The 22,543-nt window shown below is 64.3% G+C and carries 21 protein-coding genes; 15 read left to right on the top strand and 6 right to left on the bottom strand.

Going from position 1 to position 22,543, the window contains the following annotated elements; translation table 11 throughout:
• Positions 1 to 20 precede the first annotated feature (20 nt).
• The 6 genes from odhB (at position 21) to CTR55_RS26270 (ending at position 7,984) form a co-directional block, all read left to right on the top strand.
• On the top strand, positions 21 to 1,253 hold the full coding sequence (odhB, locus tag CTR55_RS26295) for a 2-oxoglutarate dehydrogenase complex dihydrolipoyllysine-residue succinyltransferase (RefSeq protein WP_296290624.1): 1,233 nt from the start codon (positions 21 to 23) through the stop codon (positions 1,251 to 1,253).
• An 81-nt stretch (positions 1,254 to 1,334) separates the two neighbouring features.
• The gene (lpdA, locus tag CTR55_RS26290; RefSeq protein WP_296290623.1) at positions 1,335 to 2,771 is read left to right on the top strand and encodes a dihydrolipoyl dehydrogenase; all 1,437 of its coding nucleotides are present in this window, start codon (positions 1,335 to 1,337) and stop codon (positions 2,769 to 2,771) included.
• A 160-nt stretch (positions 2,772 to 2,931) separates the two neighbouring features.
• Positions 2,932 to 4,098: an ADP-forming succinate--CoA ligase subunit beta gene (gene sucC / locus CTR55_RS26285; RefSeq protein ID WP_296290622.1), complete on the top strand. Its 1,167-nt coding sequence runs from the start codon at positions 2,932 to 2,934 to the stop codon at positions 4,096 to 4,098.
• Positions 4,098 to 4,979: a succinate--CoA ligase subunit alpha gene (sucD, locus tag CTR55_RS26280; RefSeq protein WP_038803160.1), complete on the top strand. Its 882-nt coding sequence runs from the start codon at positions 4,098 to 4,100 to the stop codon at positions 4,977 to 4,979. The genes sucC and sucD overlap by 1 nt, the downstream gene beginning before the upstream one ends.
• Before the next feature lie 482 nt (positions 4,980 to 5,461).
• A complete protein-coding gene (gene brnQ, locus CTR55_RS26275) occupies positions 5,462 to 6,775 on the top strand; it encodes a branched-chain amino acid transport system II carrier protein (RefSeq protein WP_296290621.1) in 1,314 nt (437 codons plus the stop codon).
• 183 nt (positions 6,776 to 6,958) lie between these two features.
• Positions 6,959 to 7,984: an alpha/beta fold hydrolase gene (locus CTR55_RS26270; protein WP_296290620.1), complete on the top strand. Its 1,026-nt coding sequence runs from the start codon at positions 6,959 to 6,961 to the stop codon at positions 7,982 to 7,984.
• Between the two features lie 252 nt (positions 7,985 to 8,236).
• On the opposite strand, the gene CTR55_RS26265 is transcribed toward CTR55_RS26270, so the two are convergent.
• Entirely contained in the window at positions 8,237 to 9,826 is a 1,590-nt protein-coding gene (locus tag CTR55_RS26265) for an ABC-F family ATPase (RefSeq protein ID WP_296290619.1), read from the bottom strand.
• Between the two features lie 246 nt (positions 9,827 to 10,072).
• Between CTR55_RS26265 and CTR55_RS26260 the strand changes: the two genes are divergently transcribed.
• Together CTR55_RS26260 and CTR55_RS26255 are read left to right on the top strand one after the other, a co-directional pair.
• The gene (locus tag CTR55_RS26260; protein WP_296290618.1) at positions 10,073 to 11,023 is read left to right on the top strand and encodes a phospholipase D-like domain-containing protein; all 951 of its coding nucleotides are present in this window, start codon (positions 10,073 to 10,075) and stop codon (positions 11,021 to 11,023) included.
• Positions 11,024 to 11,180: 157 nt separating this feature from the next.
• On the top strand, positions 11,181 to 11,462 hold the full coding sequence (locus CTR55_RS26255; protein ID WP_296290617.1) for a hypothetical protein: 282 nt from the start codon (positions 11,181 to 11,183) through the stop codon (positions 11,460 to 11,462).
• A gap of 87 nt (positions 11,463 to 11,549) precedes the next feature.
• Here the strand turns inward: CTR55_RS26255 and CTR55_RS26250 are convergent, their stop codons facing one another.
• From CTR55_RS26250 to CTR55_RS26230, 5 genes are all read right to left on the bottom strand, one after another.
• On the bottom strand, positions 11,550 to 12,827 hold the full coding sequence (locus CTR55_RS26250; RefSeq protein ID WP_296290616.1) for an OprD family porin: 1,278 nt from the start codon (positions 12,825 to 12,827) through the stop codon (positions 11,550 to 11,552).
• Between the two features lie 281 nt (positions 12,828 to 13,108).
• Positions 13,109 to 14,287, bottom strand: a complete 1,179-nt coding sequence (locus CTR55_RS26245) for an MFS transporter (protein WP_296290615.1) — start codon at positions 14,285 to 14,287, stop codon at positions 13,109 to 13,111.
• A 198-nt stretch (positions 14,288 to 14,485) separates the two neighbouring features.
• Entirely contained in the window at positions 14,486 to 15,040 is a 555-nt protein-coding gene (locus CTR55_RS26240; RefSeq protein ID WP_296290614.1) for a putative glycolipid-binding domain-containing protein, read from the bottom strand.
• Positions 15,040 to 15,402 (bottom strand): MmcQ/YjbR family DNA-binding protein, encoded by a 363-nt coding sequence (locus CTR55_RS26235; RefSeq protein WP_296290613.1) that lies wholly within the window; start codon positions 15,400 to 15,402, stop codon positions 15,040 to 15,042. Before CTR55_RS26235 ends, CTR55_RS26240 begins: the two co-directional genes overlap by 1 nt.
• A 34-nt stretch (positions 15,403 to 15,436) precedes the next feature.
• Positions 15,437 to 15,715, bottom strand: coding sequence for a peptidylprolyl isomerase (locus CTR55_RS26230; RefSeq protein WP_296290612.1), 279 nt, complete (start codon positions 15,713 to 15,715; stop codon positions 15,437 to 15,439).
• 184 nt (positions 15,716 to 15,899) lie between these two features.
• Between CTR55_RS26230 and CTR55_RS26225 the strand changes: the two genes are divergently transcribed.
• The 7 genes from CTR55_RS26225 to CTR55_RS26195 all read left to right on the top strand — a co-directional run bounded on the left by CTR55_RS26225 (position 15,900) and on the right by CTR55_RS26195 (position 22,479).
• Positions 15,900 to 17,129, top strand: a complete 1,230-nt coding sequence (locus tag CTR55_RS26225; RefSeq protein WP_296290611.1) for a PilT/PilU family type 4a pilus ATPase — start codon at positions 15,900 to 15,902, stop codon at positions 17,127 to 17,129.
• 358 nt (positions 17,130 to 17,487) lie between these two features.
• A complete protein-coding gene (gene pqqA, locus CTR55_RS26220) occupies positions 17,488 to 17,559 on the top strand; it encodes a pyrroloquinoline quinone precursor peptide PqqA (protein ID WP_003106462.1) in 72 nt (23 codons plus the stop codon).
• 47 nt (positions 17,560 to 17,606) lie between these two features.
• Positions 17,607 to 18,521, top strand: a complete 915-nt coding sequence (gene pqqB, locus CTR55_RS26215; protein WP_296290610.1) for a pyrroloquinoline quinone biosynthesis protein PqqB — start codon at positions 17,607 to 17,609, stop codon at positions 18,519 to 18,521.
• Between the two features lie 12 nt (positions 18,522 to 18,533).
• The gene (pqqC, locus tag CTR55_RS26210; protein WP_296290609.1) at positions 18,534 to 19,283 is read left to right on the top strand and encodes a pyrroloquinoline-quinone synthase PqqC; all 750 of its coding nucleotides are present in this window, start codon (positions 18,534 to 18,536) and stop codon (positions 19,281 to 19,283) included.
• Positions 19,283 to 19,561 (top strand): pyrroloquinoline quinone biosynthesis peptide chaperone PqqD, encoded by a 279-nt coding sequence (gene pqqD / locus CTR55_RS26205; protein WP_296290608.1) that lies wholly within the window; start codon positions 19,283 to 19,285, stop codon positions 19,559 to 19,561. The genes pqqC and pqqD overlap by 1 nt, the downstream gene beginning before the upstream one ends.
• Positions 19,533 to 20,681 (top strand): pyrroloquinoline quinone biosynthesis protein PqqE, encoded by a 1,149-nt coding sequence (gene pqqE / locus CTR55_RS26200; RefSeq protein WP_296290607.1) that lies wholly within the window; start codon positions 19,533 to 19,535, stop codon positions 20,679 to 20,681. Before pqqD ends, pqqE begins: the two co-directional genes overlap by 29 nt.
• 1 nt (position 20,682) lies before the next feature.
• Positions 20,683 to 22,479: a S9 family peptidase gene (locus CTR55_RS26195; RefSeq protein ID WP_296290606.1), complete on the top strand. Its 1,797-nt coding sequence runs from the start codon at positions 20,683 to 20,685 to the stop codon at positions 22,477 to 22,479.
• The last annotated feature ends 64 nt before the right edge of the window (positions 22,480 to 22,543 follow it).

Raw genomic sequence — 22,543 nt, 5'->3', positions numbered from 1 at the left:
AATTTAAGGAAACACACATAATGGCTATCGAAATCAAAGCCCCAACCTTCCCGGAATCGGTTGCCGACGGCACCGTCGCCACCTGGCACAAGAAGGTCGGTGAAGCCGTCAAGCGTGACGAACTGATCGTCGACATCGAGACTGACAAGGTCGTCATCGAAGTGCTGGCCGAGGCCGACGGCGTCCTGGCAGAGATCGTCAAGAACGAGGGCGATACCGTCCTCTCCGCTGAACTGCTGGGCAAGCTGAGCGAAGGCGGTGCTGCCGCCGCCGCTCCGGCTGCTGCCTCGGCCCCGGCTGCTGCTCCGGCCGCCGCGGCTCCCGCCGCTGCCGCTGGTGACGACAACATCCTCTCGCCGGCCGCCCGCAAGCTGGCCGAAGAGAACGGCATCGACCCGAACAGCCTGGCCGGCACCGGCAAGGGCGGTCGTGTCACTAAGGAAGACGTCGTCGCTGCTGTCGAAGCCAAGAAGAACGCCCCGGCTGCCGCTCCGGCCGCCAAGGCCGCCGCTCCGGCTGCTGCCGCCGCTCCCGTGTTTGCCGCTGGCGACCGCGTCGAGAAGCGCGTTCCGATGACCCGCCTGCGCGCCAAGGTTGCCGAGCGTCTGGTCGAAGCCCAGTCCTCCATGGCCATGCTGACTACCTTCAACGAAGTCAACATGAAGCCGATCATGGACCTGCGCAACAAGTACAAGGACCTGTTCGAGAAGAAGCACAACGGCGTCCGCCTGGGCTTCATGTCCTTCTTCGTCAAGGCCGCCACCGAAGCCCTGAAGCGCTTCCCGGGCGTCAATGCCTCGATCGACGGCAACGATATCGTCTACCACGGCTACCAGGACATCGGTGTGGCAGTTTCCAGCGACCGCGGTCTGGTCGTACCGGTTCTGCGCAACGCCGAGTTCATGAGCCTGGCCGAGATCGAGAACGGCATCGCCACCTTCGGCAAGAAAGCCAAAGACGGCAAGCTGTCCATCGAAGACATGACCGGTGGTACTTTCACCATTTCCAACGGTGGCGTATTCGGTTCCCTGCTGTCGACTCCGATCGTCAACCCGCCGCAGACCGCCATCCTCGGCATGCACAAGATCCAGGAGCGCCCGATGGCCGTTAACGGTCAAGTGGTCATCCTGCCGATGATGTACCTGGCGCTGTCCTACGATCACCGCATGATCGATGGCAAGGAAGCGGTAAGCTTCCTGGTCACCATGAAGGATCTGCTGGAAGATCCGGCTCGCCTGCTGCTGGACGTCTGATACATCAGTTCACACGACGGCCCCGTACTACACGACGGCCCCGAAAGGGGCCGTCCGCTTCACCGGAATAAGGATTGAGACATGAGCCAGAAATTCGACGTGGTTGTGATTGGTGCCGGCCCCGGCGGTTACGTAGCCGCCATCCGTGCCGCCCAACTCGGCCTGAAGACCGCTTGCATCGAGAAGTACATCGGTAAAGAGGGCAAGGTCGCTCTCGGCGGTACCTGCCTGAACGTAGGCTGCATTCCGTCCAAGGCGCTTCTGGACAGCTCCTGGAAGTACAAGGAAGCCAAAGAGAGCTTCGACGTCCACGGTATCTCCACTGGCGAAGTGAAGATGGACGTTCCGGCGATGATTGGTCGCAAGGCCAACATCGTCAAGAACCTGACCGGCGGCATCGCCACCCTGTTCAAGGCCAACGGCGTGACCTCCTTCGAAGGCCACGGCAAGGTCCTGGCCAACAAGCAGGTCGAAGTGACCGGCCTGGACGGCAAGACCCAGGTTCTGGAAGCCGACAACATCATCATCGCTTCGGGCTCCAAACCGGTCGAAATCCCGCCGGCCCCGCTGACCGAAGACATCATCGTCGACTCCACCGGCGCCCTGGAATTCCAGAGCGTACCGAAGAAGCTCGGCGTGATCGGCGCGGGCGTCATCGGCCTGGAACTGGGTTCGGTCTGGGCTCGCCTGGGTGCTGAAGTCACCGTTCTCGAAGCCCTGGACAAGTTCCTGCCGGCTGCCGACGAGCAGATCGCCAAGGAAGCCCTGAAGACCCTGACCAAGCAAGGTCTGAACATCCGCCTGGGCGCTCGCGTCACCGGTTCGGACGTGAAGAAGAAGCAGGTCACCGTGACCTTCACCGACGCCAACGGCGAGCAGAAGGAAACCTTCGACAAGCTGATCGTGGCCGTGGGCCGTCGCCCGGTGACCACCGACCTGCTGGCCGCCGACAGCGGCGTGACCCTGGACGAGCGTGGCTTCATCTACGTCGACGACCACTGCAAGACCAGCGTTCCGGGCGTCTACGCCATCGGTGACGTGGTCCGTGGCGCCATGCTGGCGCACAAAGCCTCGGAAGAGGGCGTGATGGTTGCCGAGCGCATCGCTGGCCACAAGGCTCAGATGAACTACGACCTGATCCCGGCCGTGATCTATACCCACCCGGAAATCGCATGGGTCGGCAAGACCGAGCAGCAGCTCAAGGGTGAAGGCGTCGAAGTCAACGTCGGTACCTTCCCGTTCGCCGCCAGCGGCCGCGCCATGGCAGCCAACGACACCACCGGTCTGGTCAAGGTCATCGCCGATGCCAAGACCGACCGCGTACTGGGCGTCCACATCATCGGCCCGAGCGCCGCCGAGCTGGTTCAGCAGGGCGCGATCGGCATGGAATTCGGCACCAGTGCCGAAGACCTGGGCATGATGGTCTTCTCCCACCCGACTCTGTCCGAAGCGCTGCACGAAGCGGCCCTGGCAGTGAATGGCCACGCCATCCACATCGCCAACCGCAAGAAGCGCTAAGGAACGGGACCACGGCGGGGAGGGCGGCAGTCTTTTGCGAGGGGCTGCCGTTCACTCCGCCGGATCGTTTCTCCCCCGAGGGGGACTCGGTCACAGGTGGCGTGGTGCCACGAGCGCCGCGCCGAATGCGCAATACCCAAGACGAAAACGGTAGACAAGCATGAATCTCCACGAATATCAGGGTAAGCAGCTGTTCGCTGAGTACGGCCTGCCCGTATCCAAGGGCTACGCCGTCGACACCCCCGAAGAGGCCGCAGAAGCCTGTGAAAAAATCGGTGGTACCGAGTGGGTCGTCAAGGCTCAGGTACACGCCGGTGGCCGCGGTAAAGCGGGCGGTGTGAAGCTGGTCAAGAGCAAAGAGGACGCCAAGGCGTTCGCCGCCAACTGGCTGGGCAAGCGTCTGGTGACTTACCAGACTGACGCCAACGGCCAGCCGGTCAGCAAGATCCTGGTGGAATCCTGCACCGACATCGACAAGGAGCTGTACCTCGGCGCCGTTGTCGACCGTTCCAGCCGTCGCATCGTCTTCATGGCCTCCACCGAAGGTGGCGTGGACATCGAGAAGGTTGCGCACGAGACTCCCGAGAAGATCCTCAAGGCCACCATCGATCCGCTGGTTGGCGCTCAGCCGTACCAGGGTCGCGAGCTGGCCTTCCAGCTGGGCCTGAAGGGCGACCAGATCAAGCAGTTCACCCACATCTTCGTGGGCCTGGCCAAGCTGTTCCAGGACTACGACCTGGCGCTGCTGGAAGTGAACCCGCTGGTGATCAAGAAAGACGGCAACCTGCACTGCCTGGATGCCAAGATCAACATCGACTCCAACGCCATGTACCGTCAGCCCAAGCTGCGCGCCATGCACGACCCGTCGCAGGACGACGCTCGTGAAGCCCATGCGCAGAAGTGGGAACTGAACTACGTCGCGCTGGAAGGCAACATCGGCTGCATGGTCAACGGCGCTGGCCTGGCCATGGGCACCATGGACATCGTCAACCTGCACGGCGGCAAGCCGGCCAACTTCCTCGACGTTGGCGGCGGTGCCACCAAAGAGCGCGTGACCGAAGCGTTCAAGATCATCCTGTCCGACAGCAACGTCGCTGCCGTTCTGGTGAACATCTTCGGCGGCATCGTTCGTTGCGACATGATTGCCGAAGGCATCATTGGCGCCGTGAAAGAAGTCGGCGTGAAAATCCCGGTTGTCGTTCGTCTGGAAGGCAACAACGCCGACCTCGGCGCCAAGGTCCTGGCCGAAAGCGGTCTGAACATCATCGCGGCGACCAGCCTGACCGACGCTGCCCAGCAAGTCGTCAAGGCCGCGGAGGGTAAGTAATGAGCGTCCTGATCAATAAAGACACCAAAGTCATCTGCCAGGGCTTCACCGGCTCGCAGGGTACCTTCCACTCCGAGCAAGCCATCGCCTACGGCACCAAGATGGTTGGCGGCGTGACCCCCGGCAAGGGCGGCACCACCCACCTGGGCCTGCCGGTGTTCAACACCGTCAAGGAAGCTGTGGAAGCCACCGGCGCTGATGCATCGGTCATCTACGTTCCGGCTCCGTTCTGCAAGGACTCGATCCTGGAAGCGGCCTTTGGCGGCATCAAGCTGATCGTCTGCATCACCGAAGGCATCCCGACCATCGACATGCTGGAAGCCAAGGTCAAGTGCGACGAGCTGGGCGTACGCCTGATCGGCCCGAACTGCCCGGGCGTGATCACTCCCGGCGAGTGCAAGATCGGCATCATGCCCGGTCACATCCACCTGCCGGGCAAGGTAGGCATCGTGTCGCGTTCCGGCACCCTGACCTACGAAGCCGTGAAGCAGACCACCGACGCCGGCTTCGGCCAGTCCACCTGCGTGGGCATCGGCGGTGACCCGATTCCGGGCTCCAACTTCATCGACATCCTGAAGCTGTTCCAGGAAGACCCGAAAACCGAAGCCATCGTCATGATCGGCGAAATCGGTGGTTCGGCCGAAGAAGAGGCGGCTGCCTACATCAAGGCCAACGTGACCAAGCCGGTGGTGTCCTACATCGCTGGTGTCACCGCACCGCCCGGCAAGCGCATGGGCCACGCGGGCGCGATCATCTCTGGTGGCAAGGGCACTGCGGACGAGAAGTTCGCGGCCCTGCAGGACGCTGGCGTGAAAACCGTGCGTTCCCTGGCTGACATCGGCAAGGCCCTGGCCGAGCTGACCGGCTGGCCGGTCAAGTAAGCACCTCGCTTATTTAACCGTCCGTCAACAGAGGCCACCTTCGGGTGGCCTCTGTCGTTAAGGATGCGTCTGACAAAGTGTCGCTCAGGCGACATCGCCGATCATTGCGCGGACGATCTGACGTATGTCAGTGCAGTTCATCGGAATAGATCGTTAGGCTAGCAACTATATGAAGCGTCGCGTTCCCCACAAGGGAAGGCTCGCTCACCGTCAACTCCTACCCGGAGGCGACGGCGTTCCTGACCGTCAAGGATGGCGGGATAACCAGAATGCAGGAGCAACCGGGCCACGAGCCCATGGAAAACCTCTGCTATCGGACTTCCAAGAACAAATCACCGTACCGATGACAGCAGCATCACAGGATATGCAGGCTCGCCCAGCGTGAGTCAGCCGATCCCGTCCGATGCGGCTTTGTCGCGCCTGTACGGTCGTTGTGCCTTGGGAGACCACGAAACCGTTTCAGCACTGTGGTATTTCCCTTCATGAAAGTCTTGAAAGGCCAGGACATCCTGGCACTTGGGTTTATGACCTTCGCGCTGTTCGTCGGCGCGGGCAACATCATCTTTCCGCCGATCGTGGGCCTGCAGTCCGGGCCACATGTTTGGATGGCGGCGCTGGGCTTCCTGATCACCGCAGTCGGCCTGCCGGTGATCACCGTCGTCGCACTGGCCAAGGTCGGTGGCTCGATGGACACTCTGAGCCACCCGATCGGCCGCGTCGCCGGCGGGCTGCTGGCGGCTGTCTGTTACCTGTCGGTCGGGCCGCTGTTCGCCACCCCGCGTACCGCTACCGTTTCCTTCGAAGTCGGCCTGGCGCCGTTGACCGGGGAGGGCGCTCTGCCGCTGTTCCTCTACAGCCTGGTGTACTTCCTGGTCGTGCTGGTGATTTCGCTGTATCCGGGCAAGCTGCTCGATACCGTGGGCCGCTTCCTCGCACCGCTGAAGATCGTCGCCCTGGCTGCTCTGGGCATCGCCGCCTTCATGCTGCCGGCCGGCCCCATTGGTGTCGCTGAGCCCGCTTATCAGACTGCGGCGTTTTCCCAGGGCTTCGTCAATGGCTACCTGACCATGGACACCCTCGGCGCGCTGGTCTTCGGCATCGTCATCGTCAACGCGATCCGCTCCCGTGGCGTGCAGTCTCCGCGTCTGATCACCCGCTACGCCATCATCGCCGGCCTGATCGCCGGCGTCGGTCTGGCGCTGGTGTACATCAGCCTGTTCCGCCTGGGGGCCGGCAGCCACGACATCGCCGCAGGTGCCGCCAACGGCGCTGCCGTCCTGCACGCCTACGTGCAGCACACCTTCGGTTCGCTGGGCAGCACCTTCCTCGCCGTGCTCATCGCGCTGGCCTGCCTGGTCACCGCTGTGGGGCTGACCTGCGCCTGTGCCGAGTACTTCTGCCGCGTGCTGCCGCTGTCCTACCGCAGCCTGGTGATCATCCTCGCCGGCTTCTCGCTGTTGGTGTCGAACCTGGGCCTGACCAAGCTCATCCAGTTCTCGATCCCGGTGCTGACCGCCATCTACCCGCCGTGCATTGTGCTGGTGGCGCTGAGCTTCTGCGCCAGCCTGTGGCGTTCGCAGACCCGCATCGTCGCTCCAGTGATGGCGATCTCCTTCCTCTTCGGCATCATCGACGCCCTCAAGGGCGCCAAGCTCGACGCCTGGATGCCGGCCTGGATGGGTCACCTGCCGCTGGCCGAACAGGGCCTCGCCTGGCTGATCCCCTCGGTCGCGATGCTGGCCGTGATGGTCATAATCGATCGTCTGCTGGGCAAGCCCCAGGAAGCGATGGCCTGATAGTCCGTCATCCATGAAAAAGACCGCCCACAAGGCGGTCTTTTTCATGGAGCTGTCCGTTTCAGGTCGCTGAAAACTGGCGCGTACTATGCTGATATTTTCGTTTGGCGGTGCCCGGTGGTTTCTTTCCTAAGATAAGCCCCGTGGCGCCTGATCTGGATACCTGTCAGGACGGTTTGCACCATGGCGAGGCGTCTGTTCTGGGTTCTGCTGCTCGTGACTATCGGTACCGCGGGCAGCACCGCTTGCTGGGCGTCGCCCGGCTGGAACGTGGGATTCCATCGCCTGCAGGTGAGCGATCCGCTGGACCTTCAGCCGATGAAGGCTATTGTGTTCTACCCGACGCGCGCCGCCGAGCAACCCCTGCACCTGGGCAATTTCATCCTCGACGTTGCCTATGAAGGCCAGACCGCCAACGGACGCTTTCCGTTGCTGGTGATGTCCCACGGCAACTACGGCACCCCGCTGGCCCATCGCGATCTGATCGAGGCGCTGGTGCGTAAAGGCTTCGTGGTGCTGACGCTGCTGCACCCTGGTGACAACCTGCGGGATCACAGCCGCCTGGGCGCGCTGAGCAACCTCTATGGCCGGCCACTGCAGGTCTCGGAAACCATCAGCGCCGCGCTGCTGGACTCCAAGGTCGCGGGTATTGTCGACCCGCACAAGGTGGGCGTCATTGGTTACTCGGCAGGCGGCGAAACCGCGCTGATCCTCGCCGGCGCGCAGCCGCGCCTGGACAGGCTGATCAAGTACTGCCGGCAGCGCCCGGACGACCGCGACGCCTGCAGCGATAACGGCGAGGTGCGCGCTGACCGCAACGACCTCGTGCCTATGGCTGATCCGCGCGTCGGCGCCTTGCTCCTGCTCGCGCCGCTGAGTCTGATGTATGGCGTTCATGAGTTGCAGGACGTGCAGGTGCCGGTGTTGCTCTATACCGGCAACAACGACCACATCCTCGACTGGAAGAAGAACGCTGGTGCCCTGGCACGCAAGCTGCCACAGCAAGCAGACCTGCGGGTTCTCGATGGGGCGGGGCATTTTGTGTTCATGTCGCCTTGCTCGGAGGAGGAGAAAGAGGCCACTCCCGATCTGTGCACTGACACTCAGGGGCTGGATCGCCAGGCTATCCATCGCGACCTGGCGGCCTCGGCGGCGGAGTTCTTCGACGTCAGCCTGGGTGGCGCGACGATGAAGACGTCGGGCCGCTGATCTGTTGTGGGAGCGAGCTTGCTCGCGAGCAGAGCCAGGTGCGGGCCTGAAAGCATCGCGGACAGAGTCCGCTCCTACGGCTACGCGAAATGGCTAGGGCTTGTGTAGAGCGGACTTTGTTCGCGATTGCTCTCCGCGCACACTGAAACACTGGTGGGGTGCGGTTCGCGAGCAAGCTCGCACCTACGAAGATCAAACGCCCAAGAAAAAGCCCCGCACTTGGCGGGGCTTTTTCTTGCGACGGGGTAATGATCAGACGATCACGCCCTGGCTGCGCAGGTAGTCGTCGTAGCTGCCACTGAAGTCGGTCACGCCGTTTTCCGACAGCTCGATGATGCGAGTGGCCAGGGAGGACACGAACTCGCGGTCATGGCTGACGAAGATCAGCGTGCCCGGGTAGTTCTCCAGCGCGAGGTTGAGCGACTCGATGGATTCCATGTCCAGGTGGTTGGTCGGTTCGTCCATCACCAGCACGTTGGGGCGCTTGAGGATCAGCTTGCCGAACAGCATGCGGCCCTGTTCGCCACCGGAGATGACCTTGACCGACTTCTTGATCTCGTCGTTGGAGAACAGCATGCGACCGAGGGTGCCGCGCACCAGTTGCTCGCCGCCCTGGGTCCACTGGGCCATCCAGTCGAACAGGTTGTAGTCGTCCTCGAAGTCCTCGGCGTGGTCCTGGGCGAAGTAGCCCACGTCCGCGCTGTCGGTCCACTTCACTTCACCGGCGGTGGGTGCCATCTCGCCGACCAGGGTGCGCAGCAGGGTGGTCTTGCCGATGCCGTTGGGGCCGATGATGGCGATGCGTTCGCCAGCTTCCACCTGCAGGCTGAGGTTCTTGAACAGCGCGGTGCCGTCGAAGCCCTGGCTGACCTTGTCCAGCGTCACGGCCTGGCGGTGCAGCTTCTTGTGCTGCTCGAAGCGGATGAACGGGCTGACTCGGCTGGACGGCTTGACCTCTTCCAGCTGGATCTTGTCGATCTGGCGCGCGCGGCTGGTAGCCTGCTTGGCCTTGGAAGCGTTGGCCGAGAAGCGACTGACGAAGGTCTGCAGCTCGGCAATCTGGGCCTTCTTCTTGGCGTTGTCCGACAGCAGGCGTTCGCGGGCCTGTTCGGCAGCCATCATGTATTCGTCGTAGTTGCCCGGGAACAGGCGCAGCTCGCCATAGTCCAGGTCCGCCATGTGGGTGCAGACGCTGTTCAGGAAGTGACGGTCGTGGGAAATGATGATCATGGTGCTGTTACGCGCCGTGATGATGTTTTCCAGCCAGCGGATGGTGTTGATGTCCAGGTGGTTGGTCGGTTCGTCGAGCAGCAGCAGGTCCGGATCGGAGAACAGCGCCTGGGCCAGCAGCACACGCAGCTTCCAGCCTGGAGCGACGGAGCTCATCGGACCGAAGTGCTGGTCCAGCGGAATGCCCAGGCCCAGCAACAGCTCACCGGCGCGGGATTCGGCGGTGTAGCCGTCGAACTCGGCGAACTGCACTTCCAGTTCGGCCACGGCCATGCCGTCTTCTTCGCTCATCTCCGGCAGGGAGTAGATGCGATCGCGCTCGGCCTTGATCTTCCACAGTTCCTCGTGGCCCATGATCACGGTGTCGATGACGGTGAAATCTTCATAGGCGAACTGGTCCTGGCGCAGTTTGCCCAGGCGTACGCCGTTTTCCAGCATTACCTGGCCGCCCGAAGGCTCCAGCTCACCGCCGAGGATCTTCATGAAGGTGGACTTGCCACATCCGTTGGCGCCGATCAGGCCGTAGCGGTTGCCGTTGCCGAACTTGACGGAAACGTTTTCGAACAGCGGCTTGGCGCCAAACTGCATGGTGATATTGGCGGTGGAAATCAACTGGGTAACCCTTGGCTGGACATGGTGCGCGCCGGGCGCGGACGGCGCGGGCGGGCAGGGAAGGCGCGCCTGTCGAACAGGATCGACAGGCGCCTGGCAAAGCCGCTCATTATGCCACAGCCGGGCCTGCGCTGCATGCTTTGCCTCTGTGGTCCCCACTCTGCGGGCGTAGGGTGATATCAGACAGTTGAAACCCCCCATTGTCCTGCATCAGAATTCGGTGTTCAGAATTCTGGTGGGGGCTGTATGAAAATCCTTAACGCTCAACATTCGCTCAAGCAGTACCTGGAGCAGGTCAGTGACAAGCTGATCACCGTGGTCTCGGCCTCCGCCAGTGAAACCGAGTCACTGATCGAAACACTGGTGGAGAAGGGCAATCGCCTGGACCTGCTGGTAGGCACCATCAACTCCTTTACTTCGCCGGACTTCATCGATTTCTGCGTCCGCGACGCGGGCGCCAAGGTCACCCTGCACGTCGACTTCCGTGCGCAGAACAGCGTGCACTGGAAGCTGATCCTGATCGAGCCGGACGTGGTTATCCTGGGGAGTGCCAACTTCACCGAGATCGGCCTGAGCCTGACCCGCGATACCTGCGCGGTAATCCAGGATGCAGCGCTGTACGCCGAATACCTGGCGCGCGTTGTGGAGATCAAGGGCATGGAAGGCGTCGTGCTGGGCGAGGACGTACCGGCTTTTGACGAGCTGCTGGACGAGTACCGCCAGAGCCACCGCCGTGTGCAGGCGAGCCTGGCGCGCAGCGCGCAGTACCTGGATGGTGAAAGCTGGCTGGGCGACGAGACCAACCAGAGCATTCCGCTGTTCATCTGGTACAGCGACCACTCCGACGAGTCAGAGGAGCAGGCCGAAGCCTTCCTGCACGCCAGCAGCGACGGCGTGAACTGGGACGACGTGCGCGAGTTCTTCACCTACGAGTGCGCCGAGGGCGTGCTGCCCTACGAAGAGGGCGACATGGTGCTGACCGCGCGCTGCAACGGCACGCACATCGGCTTCTATACCTTTGACCGCATCCTCTACCGCAACGGCACCTATTACATCTACTCCTACCGCAAGAAGCGCTATACCCAGCCGTTCAAGCTGGAGGACGCCAAGGAGCGCCTGAAGGACGTGATCCCGGAGTGGTACGAGGAGATGCGTACTTCGCTTAACCGCCAGGACATCAATAGCGTGGTGCGCTAAGCGCCAGCCATTCATCGGCGCGCAGCCTGTGACCTGCGGGTCCTGCGTTGCGCGCCTTGGCAATTCCCGCGCGGATGGCTAGCATCCTGCCAGTATCTCGACGTCGCATGCCGTGACTGCTTGAGTCCGTCAGAAAACTGTCAGGAGGCAAAGGATCATGCCGCAACTTCCTCGCGATGAAGTGCCTGTTCGCCGCCGCATGCGCTGGCATTGGCGGCTGCTGACGCTGAAAATCTACATCCTCTCCGTGTTCCTGCTGGCCTGCATGCTGGGTGGCAGCGCGATGCTGTTCTTCAACGTATTCAATGACTCGCTCGAACCGGCCCAGCGGCTCGGCTCCTTCGTGGCCGGCGCGCTGATCCTGCTGTTGTGCTTGCACATCTTGCGCATGGCCTTGCCGCCGCTGCCGTGGTTGCCGAGGCGTCGGACCCTGGAGTAGGCCGCCTGTAATAGAAAGGCGCCGGAACGAAAAACGCCCCGTGGCATTGCTGCCACGGGGCGTTTTCTTTCGAGCCTGATCAGGTCATCAGAAGATGTTGACCGGGTACTCGACGAAGACGCGCACTTCGTTGCCGTCGTCGTTGTAGGAGCGGGCGTCGTTGGACACGCGCAGCCAGGAACCGCGCAGCTTGACCGACAGGTCCTTGGCCGGGCCGCTCGGTACGACGTACTTCAGCTGGTTGAAGATTTCGCGCTCTTTACCGTTGCTGGTCTCGGCGGTCTTGATGTTGTCGCCGTAGACGTAGGCCACGGTGTAGCTCAGGCCCGGTACGCCGTACTCGGAGAAGTCCAGGCTGTAGCTGCCCTGCCAGGAACGCTCGTCCTCGCCGTTGAAGTCCGACCAGTAGGAGTTGGCCAGCCAGATGGTGGTGCCGCCGTCGCCCAGGCCGCCCTGGTTCTGGTACCAGCCGTAGTTGTAGCCGGAGTCGCCGTTGTTGCGCTGGTGCGCGACCATGAAGGTGTGGACGCCGATGTTGTAGGCGGCCGACAGGCTCCAGATGGTGTTCTTGGTGCCATCGATGCCGTTGTCGGAAGCGAAGTCTTCGTTCACGCGGGTGCGGTAGCCGTTGAAGTCCAGGGTCAGGGACTGCTTGTCGGCCACCGGGATGACGTAGTTCAGGTTCATGTACTGCTTGCGAGCGACGTCTTCGCTCTCGTAGCCGTACAGCGAGCCGCTGAAGTTGTCGGTGAACTTGTAGCTGCCGCCGAACACGTCGATGCGCTTCAGGCCGCCGCTGTCACGCCCTTCGGCGCTCTTGCGGGTTTCCGAGGTGAAGCGGCCGACGTTCAGCTCCAGGCCTTCGATCTCCTTGGAGGTGATCAGGGTGCCGGTGAAGCTTTCCGGCAGCAGGCGGGAGTTGTCGTAGCTGAGCACCGGCAGGGACGGCATCTGGTCGCCGTACTTGATCACGGTGTTGGAGAAGCGAGCCTTCACCGCGCCACCGGCACGGGCCAGGTCGTCGGCGGCTTCGCCGCTGTCGCCCTGCTTGAAGAAGTCGATACCGGCGGCGCCGCTCTTGCCTTGGCCACCGTCCAGACGTACGGCGTACATGCCGAAGGCGTCGACGCCGAAGCCAACGGTGCCCTGGGTGAAGCCGGAGGTGAAGGTGGCGGTGGCGGCCTGGCCCCACTCGGCCTTGTCGTCACGACCGTGCTTGTAGTCGCGGTTCATGTAGGCGTTGCGGAAGAACAGGTCCAGGTGGCTGTCTTCGGTGAAGCCCTTGGCGGCGGACTGGTCATCGGCCATTGCAGCGGTCGACGCGAGGATCCCCAATGCGAGCAGACTGATCCGGTGGTTCAGCATCTTGATTTCCTTAAGGGTGCAGCGCCAGCGATCAGAAGGAAAAAGCTCTCCGCCCCGAAGTGCGTGATCGGGGTAGGTGGAGTCCTGTGCTGGCATGTTCTTTTGGTTGTATTCGGGGCGTGGTCGCCCCGGCGCGGCGCGATAATAGCAGAGGTTCGAACTTTTTCGTCCAGCCTCTGTCACGCGGATGTCATGTTGACCTGATCAGCGGCGATGGCCGCCGGATCGCGGTGGCTCGAAGGCAATGGGCGCAATCGCGGCTTTTTGCCGCGCAGCGCCGATCAGGGCTGGCGATAGGAACGCTGGAAGAGCCAGAGGCTGAGGATCAGCCCGCTGAATGCCGCGAGGGCGGCGCAGAGGAAGATCGAGCCGAAGCCGAAGCCGTTGGCCACGACGCCCATCAGCGGGCCGGTGATGCCCAGCGAGACATCGATGAACAGCGAATAGGCGCCCAGGGCGGCACCACGGTTGGAGGCGGGCACCAGTCCCACGGCTTCCACACCCAGCGCGGGGAACACCAGGGAGAAGCCGAAACCGGTCAGCGCCGAGCCGGCCAGGGCGAGCCACGGTGTCGGCGCGCTCCACAGCAGGAGCAGGCCGAGGCTTTCCACCGACAGGCAGGCGATGGCCACGCGGAAGCCGCCGTGGCGGTTGATGGCATTGGCGAACAGCAGGCGGGCACCGATGAAGCAGCCGCCAAAGGCGGTCAGGCAGTAGACCGCGTCCTTCCAGCCAAGGCTGGCGTAGTACAGGGTGATGAAGGTGGCGATGGTGCCAAAGCCGATGCCGCCCAGCGCCAGGCCCATGCCGTGCGGGAGTACCCGGCCGAGCACATGGTGGAAGGGCATGCGTTCGCCGTGTACCAGCGCGGCGGCGCGCTTGGGCCATGCCAGGGCGAAACCGAGCGCGGCCAGCAGGACGACGCTGCCGCCCAGGCTGGCCAGCCCGAGCTCGTCGACCATCAGCACGCCCAGCGGCGCGCCAATGGCGAGGGCGCCGTAGCTGGCGATGCCGTTCCAGGAAATCACCTTCGCGGTGTTCGCCGCGCCGACGCGGTCGATGCCCCAGGCGATCGAAGCGCTGCCCACCAGGCTTTCCGAAGTCCCCAGCACCAGCCGCGCGACCATCAGCAGGCCGAGGCTGATCAATGGCTGACCTTGCAGCGCCCAGGAACCGAGCATCAGCGCACCGCTGCCGGCGCAACCGAGCATGCCGTAGAGCACCGCACGTTTGGGCCCGAGGGTGTCGATGACCTTGCCGGCGTAGGGGCGGGTGAGCAGGGTGGCGAGGTACTGGATACTGATGACCAGTCCCGCCATCACCGAACCGAAGCCCAGATCGCTGTGCACGTAACCGGGCAGCACGGCCAGCGGTATGCCGATGGTCAGGTAGGCGATGAAGGTGAACAGAACGACGGAGACCACTTGCAGGGTGGTGGACGAGTGGGAGTTGGTGGGCATGTGAAGCGGTTCGGTACGGCGAGTGGTCCTACATGATGGACCGCGTCTGACATGTAGGAAAGCTAGCTAACGAACTACCTGGAATATTATCCGCCCTGCGCGGCTCTTCGTAGGAGCGAGCTTGCTCGCGAAGGGATTCCCCGGCCGCTCCAGCGTCAAGTGGTTCGTGAGCAAGCTCGCTCCTACAAAGGCAGTCTGTCAGACCCGACGAAACAGCGTGGGGTAATCGATCACCAAGCCTTCGTCATCCACTGTCAGCATCGCCTGAAAGTCGGTGCCTTCCAGGTTCTCGTAGCGGTAGTGGTGGGCGTCAATCCGGGTGTAGCCCTGGCGCATGCGCACCGGCTTGAGCTTTGGCGCCTCCAGATAGACGACTGCCAGCTCCCGGCGCTCGCCTTCGGCCAGCTGCAGGCGGCGAATGGGGAAGGTGTTGGTGAAGGGTGACGGCCAGATGTCGATGTCCAGGCAGCCGTCCAGCGCCGTCAGTGACTCGCCTTCAGCGGTGCGCCAGTGCCCAGCGCCATCGGTCAGCAGGTGCAGTTGGTGCGCGCCTCGGGCGCTTTCCACGCTGAACCGCGCTTCCCGCAGGCGCCATTGGGCGTCCCACTCCAGCTGGTAATCGAGCTGATAGGACGGCCCGCCCGCTTCGTCGATGGCCCGCAGCTGGCTCTCGGCGCGTCGCTCGCCCAGTTGCAGCGATTCCCAGCTGGCGGACGGCGCATGCCAGATACCTTCCCAGTTCAAGGTCCGCATCAGAGCTGCTCCAGCACGAGGCCCAGGCGTTGGCGCTTGGGCAGGCGGGCGACCACCAGCTGGTGCGAGCGAGTCAGCGCTTCGCGCAGTTCGGCGTCGCCCATGGGGTAGGGGCGCTGCAGGGCAATCCAGAAGGCCCGCGCCAGGTAGGGCGCCGGGCGGATGCCGGGGCGGTCGACGTAGCCCAGGAACAGCTCGGGGCCGACCTTGAAAGCCAGGCCGCCGTTGCCGCTGTCGAGAAAGTCGAGGATGGCGAACATCTTGTTGCCGGCCACCGAGAACACCCGGTTGCTGCCCCACTTGATGTCTTCGCGGGCACCGGGCAGTTCCAGGCAGAAGCGGGCTATCTGTTGCGGTGTCATGGGCGTGCGTTCCTTCGGTCAGTCACGCTTTCGATCAGTCACGGAAGTAGACCTCGACCAGATGGTAGCCGAACTGGCTTTTCACCGGCCCGTGAACGATACCGAGCGGCTTCTTGAAGATCACCTGGTCGATGCTGCGGACCATCTGGCCGGGGCGTACCTCGCCCAGGTCGCCGCCGCGCTTGCCGGAGGCGCAGGTGGAATGCTTGCGCGCCAGGGCGGCGAAATCCTCGCCCTTGGCCAGGCGCTGCTTGATCTGCTCGGCTTCGGCGGCGGTCTTGACCAGAATGTGGCGGGCCATGGCGACGGGCATTGTTTCGTTCCTCGATGAAAGCGTCTGCGCTGCATTGTACGGGAGCAGTGATGCAGGTCGCATTTTGCGATGGGTTGCATTGTCTGGTGCAGGGGCGCTCCATAGAGTCGATAAGCCAATTCTTATCTATAGGACGCTGCTGACAGACAGCGTCCACCGCCACCTTGCGTACGGATGCAGTTCAATGGATATCCAAGCGATGCTCAAGATCCTGGCCACCCAGGATGGTTCGGATCTTTACCTCTCCACCGGCGCGCCGCCCTGCGCCAAGTTCAATGGGGTGCTCAAGCCCCTGTCCAACGAGCCGATGAAGGCCGGCGATGTCGCCCGCATCGGTTATGGGCTGATGGATGAGGAGCAGCGCGCGGAGTTCGACCGCGAGCTGGAAATGAACCTGGCGATTTCCGTGCCGGGCGTCGGCCGCTTCCGTATCAACCTGTTCAAGCAGCGCAACGAAGTGTCCATCGTGGCGCGCAACATCAAGCTCGACATCCCGCTGTTCGCCGACCTGAATCTGCCGGAAGTGCTGCTCAAGGTGGTCATGGAGAAGCGTGGCCTGGTGCTCTTCGTCGGTGGCACCGGCTCGGGCAAGTCGACCTCCCTGGCGGCGCTGATCGACCACCGCAATCGCAACAGCGGCGGCCACATCATCACCATCGAAGACCCCATCGAATACGTGCACCGGCACCGCAAGTCGATCATCAACCAGCGTGAAGTGGGCGTGGATACCCGCAGCTTCCATGCCGCGCTGAAGAACACCCTGCGCCAGGCCCCGGATGTGATCCTGATCGGCGAGATTCGCGACCGCGAGACCATGGAGCACGCCCTGGCCTTCGCCGATACCGGCCACCTGGCGATCTCCACCTTGCACGCGAACAACGCCAACCAGGCGCTGGACCGCATCATCAACTTCTTCCCCGAGGAGCGCCGGCCGCAGCTGCTCAACGATTTGGGCAACAACCTCAAGGCGTTCGTTTCCCAGCGTCTGGTGCGCACCCAGGACGGCAAGCGCCGCGCCGCGGTGGAAGTGCTGCTGGGCACGGCGACCATCAGCGACATCATCAAGCGCGGCGACTTCAGCTCGATCAAGGAGATCATGGACAAGTCCCGCGCCCTGGGTATGCAGACCTTCGACCAGGCGCTGTTCGACCTGGCCGTGGAAGGGGCGATCACCGAGGAAGAGGCGGTGAAGAACGCCGACTCGGCGAACAACCTGCGTCTGAAGCTCAAGCTGTACAAGGACAACCCGGGTAGCGTCGGCAGCGCTGCCACACCAGCGCCTGCCAAGCCGGCTGCGCCGGCACCTGTCGCTCCGCCGCCGGCGACCCAGCCGGTCGAGGCATCGAGCTGGGGGCTGGAACTGGCGTTGGAAGAGATCGAAGCGGAAGACGCGGAGAAGCCGGGCGGTCAGTAAGCCCCGGCCTGAAAGCGAAAAGCCCCGGCATGCCGGGGCTTTTTCATTACTCAGGGTGAGCAACCGGGTGACGTCCACTTCCCGCAACTGCGCGATGCGACTGCCCAGCAGCCCGCCGCTTGTTTTTGTAGGGAATCGGCTCCGCGTAGGACTGCTCCGAGGATTGTCTAGTCTAGACCGGAGGGTTACCGACGACGAATGCCCGAGCAATGGCTGTCGTGGCCCGCTACCAAATCAGGGGGGAATCTCCTTCGAAAGTATCATTCGGAGTGCCTGACCCTGGTGTTTAACTCGACTTGCCGGTCCTGCCGGCACCTTGCCTAACAAAAACAGCCTTAGTGAAAAAGAGGACAGACCCATGTGGACCAAGCCTAGCTTCACCGACCTGCGCCTTGGCTTCGAAGTGACCCTGTACTTCGCCAACCGCTGATCCACGCGGCCCCGGTTCGCCGGGGCCCCTGCCCATAGGGCTCTGTCATGCACATCCGAATTCTCGGGTCAGCCGCCGGTGGCGGCTTTCCCCAGTGGAACTGCAATTGCCGCAACTGTCGCGGCGTCCGCGACGGCAGCGTGATTGCGCAGCCACGCACCCAGTCGTCCATCGCGCTGTCCGACGATGGCGCCAACTGGATTCTCTGCAACGCATCCCCCGACATCCGCGCCCAACTGGCGTCCTTCCCGGCGCTGCAGCCGGCGCGGCGCCTGCGGGATTCGTCGATTGCCGCCATCGTCCTGCTGGACAGCCAGATCGACCACACCACCGGCCTGCTCAGCCTGCGCGAGGGCTGCCCGCACGAGGTGTGGTGCACGGAAATGGTCCACCAGGACCTGTCCACCGGCTTCCCGCTGTTCCCCATGCTGTCGCACTGGAACGGCGGGCTGAAGCACAAGCTCATCGAACTGGACGCAGAGCCTTTCAGCATCCCGGCCTGCCCGGGCCTGCGCCTCACCGCCATTGCCCTGCGCAGCAGTGCACCGCCGTATTCGCCACACCGGGGCAACCCGCATCCGGGAGACAACATCGGCCTGTTCATCGAGGACCTGTCCACCGGCGGCAAGCTGTTCTACGCGCCGGGCCTGGGCCAGGTGGACGACGAACTGTTGGCGTGGATGCGGCGCGCCGACTGCCTGCTGGTGGACGGCACGCTGTGGCGCGACGACGAGATGCGCGTCTGCGAAGTGGGCGACAAGCTCGGCAGTGAGATGGGCCACCTGGCCCAGAGCGGCCCCGGCGGCATGATCGAGGTGCTCGACGGCATCGACGGACCGCGCAAGGTGCTCATCCACATCAACAACACCAATCCCATCCTCGACATCGCCTCGCCCGAACGCGCCGAACTGGACGCGCGCGGTATCGAGGTGGCGTTCGACGGCATGGGCATCTTCCTTTAAAGGGCTGCCAAGATGACCCGCGAAGCCATGAGCCCCGCCGAATTCGAGCAGGCGCTGCGCGCCAAGGGCGCCTGCTACCACATCTTCCACCCGTACCACGTGGCCATGTATGAAGGCCGCGCCACCCGCGAGCAGATCCAGGGCTGGGTGGCCAACCGCTTCTACTACCAGCTGAACATCCCGCTGAAAGACGCGGCGATCCTCGCCAACTGCCCGGACCGCGAGGTGCGCCGCGAATGGTTGCAGCGCATTCTCGATCACGACGGCGCGCCCGGCGAGGAGGGCGGCATCGAGGCCTGGCTGCGCCTGGCCGAATCGGTCGGGCTGGACCGCGAGCAGGTGCTGTCCCAGGAACTGGTGCTGCCCGGCGTGCGCTTCGCGGTGGATGCTTACGTCAACTTCGCCCGCCGCGCCAGTTGGCAGGAAGCGGCCAGCAGCTCACTGACCGAACTGTTCGCCCCGCAGATTCACCAGTCGCGCCTGGACAGCTGGCCGCAGCATTACCCGTGGATCGACGCCAGTGGCTACGACTATTTCCGCAAGCGTCTGTCCCAGGCGCGCCGCGACGTCGAGCACGGCCTGCGCATCACCCTGGAGCACTACCGCACCCGCGAGGCCCAGGAGCGCATGCTGGAAATCCTGCAATTCAAGCTCGATGTGCTCTGGAGCATGCTCGACGCGATGAGCATGGCCTATGAACTGGAGCGCCCGCCGTACCACACGGTGACGGCCGAGCGCGTGTGGCACAGGGGGTTGCTGTGATGAGTCTGCCTTCGCTGGACAGCGTCCCGGCGCTGCGCCGGGGTTTCCGCCTGCAATTCGAACCGGCCCAGGGCTGCCACGTGCTGCTCTATCCTGAAGGGATGGTGAAGCTCAACGACAGCGCCGGGGCGATCCTTGACCGCGTCGACGGTCAGCGCGACGTCGCCGGCATCATCGATGGCCTGCGCGCCGATTTCCCCGGTGTACCGGGCATTGATGAAGACATCCTGGCATTCCTCGAGGTGGCCCATGCGCAATTCTGGATCGAGCTGCGCTGAAGCGCCGGTAGGCCCGCCACTCTGGCTGCTGGCCGAGCTGACCTACCGCTGCCCGCTGCAATGCCCGTACTGCTCCAACCCGCTGGACTTCGCCAAGGGTGGCGACGAGCTGACCACCGCCCAGTGGATCGAGGTGTTCCGCCAAGCCCGTGAGATGGGCGCGGCGCAACTGGGCTTCTCCGGCGGCGAGCCGCTGGTGCGCCAGGACCTCGCCGAGCTGATCGCCGCCGCACGCGGGCTGGGCTTCTACACCAACCTGATCACCTCCGGCATCGGCCTGAACGAGAAGCGCCTGAAGGAGTTCGCCGACGCCGGGCTGGACCACATCCAGATCAGCTTCCAGGCCGCCGACGAGGAGGTGAACAACCTGCTCGCCGGCTCGCGCAAGGCCTTTGCCCAGAAGCTCGCCATGGCCCGCGCGGTGAAGGCCCACGGCTACCCGATGGTGCTGAACTTCGTCACCCACCGGCACAACATCGACCGCATCGATCGCATCATCGAGCTGTGCATCGAGCTGGAGGCGGATTTCGTCGAACTCGCCACCTGCCAGTTCTACGGCTGGGCCGAGCTGAACCGTGCCGGCCTGCTGCCGACCCGCGAACAGCTACAGCGCGCCGAGCGGATCACCGCCGACTACCGCGAGCGCCTGGCCGCCGAAGGGCATCCGTGCAAGCTGATCTTCGTGGTGCCCGACTACTACGAAGAGCGCCCCAAGGCCTGCATGGGCGGCTGGGGCAGCGTGTTCCTCGACGTCACCCCGGATGGCACCGCGCTGCCGTGCCACAGCGCACGGCAACTGCCGGTCAAGTTCCCCAACGTGCGCGAGCACAGCCTGCAACACATCTGGTACGAGTCCTTCGGCTTCAACCGCTTCCGCGGTGACGCGTGGATGCCCGAGCCCTGCCGCTCCTGTGACGAGAAGGAACGCGACTTCGGTGGCTGCCGCTGCCAGGCGTTCATGCTCACCGGCGATGCCGAGGCGACCGACCCGGTGTGCGCAAAGTCAGCCCACCACGGCATCATCCTCGACGCCCGCCGGGAAGCAGAAACGACGACCGCGCCGCTCAGCGCACTGACCCTGCGCAACGAGCGCGCCTCGCAACTGATCTGCAAGGCCTGAGATGCAGAACGGTGACTGGAGCGCCGAGCGCGCGGTCGCTGCCGCCGGGGATTTTGCCGAGCTGCACGTGGCCCACGGCGGGCTGCTGTGGGCCGCATTCGACCCTGCCAGCGCGCGCTGCCGGCTGTTCCTCCGGCGAGAGGGGCAGAGCGTCGAACTGACACCGCCCGGTGCCTCGCTGCGCAGCCGCGTCTACGAGTACGGTGGCGGCTCGTGCTGTGCCACCGCCGACGGCGTGGCCTGGGTGGAAGAGGGCGACCAGCAGGTGCGCTGGCTGCGCCTGGGCGGTGCCCCCCGACCGATCACCCACCGCGACGACTGCCGCTACGGCGACCTGCACTACGTCCCGGCGTGGAATGCGCTGCTGGCGGTCGAGGAAGAAAACGGCAGCAGCGGGGTGAGCCACCGCATCGTGCGGCTGGACGCCGATGGTCGACGCCGGGTGATCGCCGCTGGCGCGGACTTCTATGCCTCCCCGGTGGCCGACGCCAGCGCCGAGCGCGTTGTCTGGGTGGAATGGGACCGCCCGCACCAGCCCTGGACGCGCACCCGCCTGTGCGAGTCATTTGCCGGCGAACAGCGTTGCCTGGCCGGGCACGCCCACCACGAATCCATCCAGCAGCCGCGTTTCGCCGAAGACGGCCGGCTGTACTGGCTGAGCGACCGCGCAGGCTATTGGCAACCCTGTCACGAAGGCTTCGGGGTTTTGCCGTTCGCCGCAGCCGACCACGCCAGCGCGCCCTGGCAACTGGGCGGGCGCACCTTCCTGCCGCTGCCGGGGGGCAGCCTGCTGGCGACTTGCTACGAGGAGGGGCGCGGCGTGCTGGTGCTGTATGACGGACGCGGCGCTGAGCGTCGGTTGGCGCCCGAGTACAGCCGTTTTCGCGCGTTGGCGGCGGACGAGCGCCATTTCTACTGCATCGCCGCCGCGCCGGACCGTCTGCCGACGTTGCTGGCGATCCGTCGGGTGGATGGCTCCGTTCAGGTGCTCGCCGGTGGCGAGAAGCCACTGGCCGAGGCCGAGCTGTCCCGTGGCGAGGCCTTCCGTTACCCGGTGGGCGGCGACGAATGCGGGTACGGCTTCTTCTACCCGGCACTCGGGGAGGAAGAAAAGCCGCCGCTGGTGGTGTTCCTGCACGGTGGGCCGACCTCGGCCAGCTACCCGGTGTTCGACGGGCGCATCCAGTTCTGGACACGCCGCGGTTTCGCCGTGGCCGACCTCAACTATCGCGGCAGCAGCGGCTACGGCCGCGCCTATCGCGAGCGCCTGCACCTGGGCTGGGGGCAGGTGGAAGTGGAGGACATCGGCGCGGCGCTGGACTTCCTTGGCAAGGCGGGGCGCATCGACCGCCAGCGGGTGTTCGTGCGCGGCGCCAGTGCTGGCGGCTACAGCGCGCTGATGGCCCTGGCGCGGCTGCCGGGCCTGCGCGGCGGCGCCAGCCTGTACGGCGTCAGCGACCCGCAGGCGCTGGCGCGGGTCACCCACAAGTTCGAGGCGGATTACCTCGATTGGCTGATCGGCGACCCGCAACAGGACGCCGAGCGCTACCGCGAGCGCACGCCGGTGTTGCTGGCGGAGCATATCCGCGCGCCGATGATCTTCTTCCAGGGCGAGCTGGACGCGGTGGTGGTGCCAGCACAGACCGACGCCATGGTCGACAGCCTGCGCCAGCGCGGCGTGCCGGTGGAGGTGCACCGCTACGCCGGGGAGCGCCACGGCTTCCGCCAGGCGGCCAATCTGGCCCATGCGCTGGAGGCTGAGTGGCGCTTCTACCAGGCGCTGTTGGCGGCGCGATGACGGGTTGATGTCTGACGGAGCTGGCTGTCAGAGCCGTCTGCCAAGGTCGCATTGCAAACCCTGA

This window comes from Pseudomonas sp., from assembly GCF_002796985.1.
Classification (GTDB): Bacteria; Pseudomonadota; Gammaproteobacteria; order Pseudomonadales; family Pseudomonadaceae; genus Pseudomonas.
This window is presented reverse-complemented; position numbering and strand designations above follow the sequence as displayed.